This window comes from Thermoplasma sp. (assembly GCF_008709555.1).
Taxonomy (GTDB): Archaea; Thermoplasmatota; Thermoplasmata; order Thermoplasmatales; family Thermoplasmataceae; genus Thermoplasma.
In genome coordinates this window covers 1-3,340 of sequence record NZ_VYIJ01000036.1, presented here as the reverse complement: position 1 = coordinate 3,340, position 3,340 = coordinate 1, and the positions used below count along the sequence as shown (strand labels likewise).

Sequence of the window (3,340 nt, the reverse complement as noted above, 5' to 3'; positions counted from 1 at the left end):
TGGATCTCCTCATATCCGCCATACCTGATGATCTGGATGCGTGCCTCGATGTGGCAACTGGCACTGGTTTCACCGCTGCAGCTCTTTCAAAGAAGTGCAGAAGGGTCATAGCCATAGATGAAACTGAAAACATGATAGATAAAGCTAGGGAACTGATGAAGGAGCGTGGAATACAGAATGTTGAATTTGTCAAGACTCCGTTCGAGACCTTCTCCACAGACATCAAGTTCGATGCCATCACGATAAGGCGTGCGCTCCATCACTTCACGGACAAGGATCTCTTTTTTCGTAAAGCCTCAGGTCTCCTTTCAGGAAGAGGTATTATAGCCATAGCCGATATGGTCTCTCCAGAAGAGGATGCAGAGGACAACTTTAACAGGCTTGAGAGAACAAGAGATCCCACCCATGTCGGTGCTTTGAAGATCAGCGAATACCGGGATCTCGCATCAAAACATGGGCTGATCATAAGATCGACGAACACGACTATAGAAGAACTGACCTTCGACGAATGGTTATATCCCGTTCCTATGGATTCTGAAACCGGCCAGAAATGCCTTTCATTCATAAGAAGCCTTAATTCCGATCAGCTGAGAAAAATGCGATTCGATCCTGAAAAGATGATACTCAGAAAGGAGAGGATAATAATCACGCTGATGAACGGCGATCAGCCGAAGAAATAGATGTATACCGCGGTTATGATAAGGATCAGTATAACTATTCTGTCTATCGTTATAGGGTTCAGGTTTCTGAGTCCCGAAACTAGTCCTCTGTTCGCAGCATAAGAGATCAGCGCTAACGCAACAACACTGGCAAAGACAAACGATATGGATGCGTACACTATACCAGATGGGCCATAAAGACCAGCCGCGACAATGAATGGCAGTACCGTAGGATCTGGCAATACGCTCACTGTAAGTGCGCTTTCCTCTATGCGTCCATGTTTTTTCGATTCCACTATAGTATTCACGAACATATAGACGCAGACCACTGCGATTATGGCTATAGCTATGATCCTGAAATGGACGAGTCCCAGAAAATACATTCCAAGAAAAATTATGGCGAATGAAAGTGCCAGGGACAGTAATGAATGTGCAAGGCCCAGAGCTGAAGCTATGGCAGCTGACATGGACGATCGCATCCTTCTCCTGGCTGAGAGAGCCGCAAGAGGAAGCCAGTGGTCCGGTGCGATCATGTGAAGGGACGCAAGCACGATCACCGAGGCTAAAATGTAAAGAAGGTTGATCATCCGTATCCTTATCCCTTGAGGTGCCTGTCAAACCACTCGGTCTTTCGCCTGAGCCGGTCCACCATATTCTTTGGAACGCCAGCCCTGGCATGTTCGTGGTTATCGCCCGGATACCTCACGAGGACGGATTCCACCCCGTTAATTTTCATAGCCACATAGAACTGTTCTGCCTGCTCTATTGGGCATCTGTAGTCCTCTTCTCCGGTTATGAGCATTATCGGTGTCTTAGCCTTCTTAACATAATTGATCGGGGAGAAATCCATGAGCTTCTGCATGCCCTCCTTTGAATAAGGATCCTTGAGATCGAGTTCCAGCGTGTTGAACCAGAAACCTATGTCGCTCGTGCCAATCATGCTGAATAGGTTGGATATCGACCGCTCAGATATCGCACAGTCAAACTCATCTGTCTGCGTGACTATCCAGTTCGTCATATAGCCGCCATAGGAACCGCCGGTAACGCCGATTTTCCCAGTCAATCCATATTTGGATCGGGCTTCCTCAACGAATTTGAGTATGTAATGCATATCCTTACCGCCCCAGTCGCCCACGCATGCCTTCTCGTAGTCCTGGCCGTACCCTGAACTGCCTGGCGGATTGCAGAATAATATGTTGTATCCATTGGCAAAGAAGTACTGGAACTCTATGAAATAGGTGTTCCCATATGCTGTATGCGGTCCTCCATGTATAAACAGGATCGAGGGGTTCTCCTTCTTTGAGACCATTGCGAAGCATTCGCCACCATCCATCTCAAAGGAATCTGCCTTCATTCCGCGAATTTCCGGGTTGAGATCGTATTCCGATCCGAAGTTCACAACGGATGGATGCATCATATCCGAGTATACGTAGGCGATCGAGTCTTTAAAATCAAAATCCACTATGTTCCTATTCTCCGGGGTCACCCTCTCCGCCCTATCGACGATCCTGTATACGTATGATGAGGACTTCTCCTGTCCTATGGCGTACAGCATGTCTTTATCGAATATGATGCGATAGTGTGATCCCCCGAATGAATCTCCTATCACGGAATTTGCCGCATCGTTTCCCACAGGTATCTCGAGATCCTCCTCTGGGAAGATTATATTTGATACCCTCCCCACGTCAAGGCCGTAGTAGCCAGAAAATGCGATTCTACCAGACTCGGATACCGCGAAATCATTGACGTTCGCTGGCTCTTTTGTTATTCTCTTCAGCTTCTTCCCGTCTGGATCTATTTCGAAGAGATCTAGGAGGCCGTAATCGTTTGAGTTTTCCGTTGTGGATATTACTATTCGCCTGCCGTTTGACCTTATACCGCTGACATCGAAGTGACCTGAATATATCTTCTCTGGCTTCTCCCTGATTCTGTATAGGGAATTGTATGAACGCATGAGGCCCCGCGCGTTAAACCTGTACTTTATATCGCTTGCTTCGAATGGCTGGGTATTATCGGCAGGTTCCTGGCCTATAATGTAGACATCATTCCCGATGACGGCGTATTCCGATATCTTGGCAAATGATATTATCTCCCTTGGCTCAGACAAACCGTCAACGCGCATCAGCGATTCCTTGTCTTTGGAGTATTTTATGAAGTAGAGAGATCCTCCGTATATCTTTGGATAACGCTCGTTCTCTCCGAATGTTACCTGTACGACATTGCCTGTTCTGTCGACCTTTTTTATAACCGAATGGTATTCGTCATTCTTTATGTACTTCTCAGTGAAATAGGCCCAGTCACCATTCACGAATATATCATTCGCAAATTTCACCCTATAGGCATCAGACGGATCCATAGCAATGAATTGTCATATCATATTTGAAAATTAGCTTTAATCCGTTGTCTGCAGATATGAAAGTTTTAATACCATGAAAATAATTGGCGTGTATGGAGACAACAAGAAAACTGGCAACAGGTAGTCTTCTAGGATTGATCACGGTATTCGTTGTAGGAGCGCTGCCTGCTCTGGCTTCGGATTTCGATGGGTCAGCATACACATTCGCCTCAGCAAGCATAATAACGAACCTGAAGCTCCAATCGTATTATCTGGGCATACTGATCAGCGGGTACGCATCAGGTATGAAAAATAATCCCAATAAATATTTAGACAACTAATGTGT

Annotated in this window: 4 protein-coding genes; 2 read left to right on the top strand and 2 right to left on the bottom strand. The window is 46.1% G+C overall.

Annotated elements, in window-relative coordinates; translation table 11 throughout:
* The coding region (locus tag F6Q11_RS07500; protein WP_297027975.1) for a class I SAM-dependent methyltransferase at window positions 1-680 on the top strand (680 nt) is incomplete at its 5' end.
* Here the strand turns inward: F6Q11_RS07500 and F6Q11_RS07495 are convergent.
* On the bottom strand, window positions 665-1,246 hold the full coding sequence (locus F6Q11_RS07495) for a hypothetical protein (RefSeq protein WP_297027972.1): 582 nt from the start codon (window positions 1,244-1,246) through the stop codon (window positions 665-667). The two genes, F6Q11_RS07500 and F6Q11_RS07495, sit on opposite strands and share 16 nt — an antisense overlap.
* 8 nt (window positions 1,247-1,254) lie before the next feature.
* A complete protein-coding gene (locus F6Q11_RS07490; protein WP_297027969.1) occupies window positions 1,255-3,015 on the bottom strand; it encodes a S9 family peptidase in 1,761 nt (586 codons plus the stop codon).
* 92 nt (window positions 3,016-3,107) lie between these two features.
* On the opposite strand from F6Q11_RS07490, the gene F6Q11_RS07485 reads away from it, so the two are divergent.
* Window positions 3,108-3,335 carry a hypothetical protein gene (locus tag F6Q11_RS07485; RefSeq protein WP_297027966.1) on the top strand — a complete coding sequence of 76 codons (228 nt, stop codon included), beginning with the start codon at window positions 3,108-3,110 and terminating at the stop codon, window positions 3,333-3,335.
* The last annotated feature ends 5 nt before the right edge of the window (window positions 3,336-3,340 follow it).

Bases quoted from the DNA above. Each gene is read 5' to 3' on its own strand.
- F6Q11_RS07485 (WP_297027966.1), top strand. From the start codon at position 3,108: ATGGAGACAACAAGAAAACTGGCAACAGGTAGTCTTCTAGGATTGATC.
- F6Q11_RS07495 (WP_297027972.1), bottom strand. From the start codon at position 1,246: ATGATCAACCTTCTTTACATTTTAGCCTCGGTGATCGTGCTTGCGTCC.
- F6Q11_RS07490 (WP_297027969.1), bottom strand. From the start codon at position 3,015: ATGGATCCGTCTGATGCCTATAGGGTGAAATTTGCGAATGATATATTC.